This window comes from Rhodanobacter sp. FW106-PBR-R2A-1-15 (genome assembly GCF_058789735.1).
Genome location: NZ_JBYTEM010000070.1, coordinates 1 through 566, shown reverse-complemented (window position 1 = coordinate 566; position 566 = coordinate 1). Strand labels below are relative to the sequence as shown.

Annotated in this window: 1 protein-coding gene; it reads left to right on the top strand. The window is 65.5% G+C overall.

Going from position 1 to position 566, the window contains the following annotated elements; all coding sequences use genetic code 11:
• Positions 1-566: copper-containing nitrite reductase (locus AC3WTD_RS18530; protein ID WP_492614664.1), on the top strand; the 566-nt coding region annotated here is incomplete at both ends.

The window sequence follows — 566 nt, the reverse complement described above, 5'->3', positions numbered from 1 at the left end:
GTGGAGTTCCACCTGAAGAACGCGCCGGACAGCAAGATGCCGCACAACATCGACCTGCACGGGGTGACCGGGCCGGGCGGTGGCGCGGCGTCCAGCTTCACTGCGCCGGGGCACGCCTCGCAGTTCACCTTCAAGGCGTTGAACCAGGGCATCTACGTGTACCACTGCGCCACCGCGCCGGTGGGCATGCACATCGCCAACGGCATGTACGGGCTGATCCTGGTCGAGCCGCCGGAAGGGTTGCCGAAGGTGGACCACGAGTACTACGTGATGCAGGGCGACTTCTACACCACCGGCAAGTACCGGCAGAAGGGCCACCAGCCGTTCGACATGGAGAAGGCGATCGACGAGCACCCGACCTACGTGCTGTTCAACGGCAAGGAAGGGGCGCTGACCGGCGACAACGCGCTGACCGCGAAAACCGACCAGACGGTGCGCCTGTTCGTGGGCAACGGCGGGCCGAACCTGGTATCGAGCTTCCACGTGATCGGCGAGATCTTCGACAAGGTGCAGCCCGAAGGCGGCACGGTGGCGCAGCACAACGTGCAGACCACGCTGATCCCGGC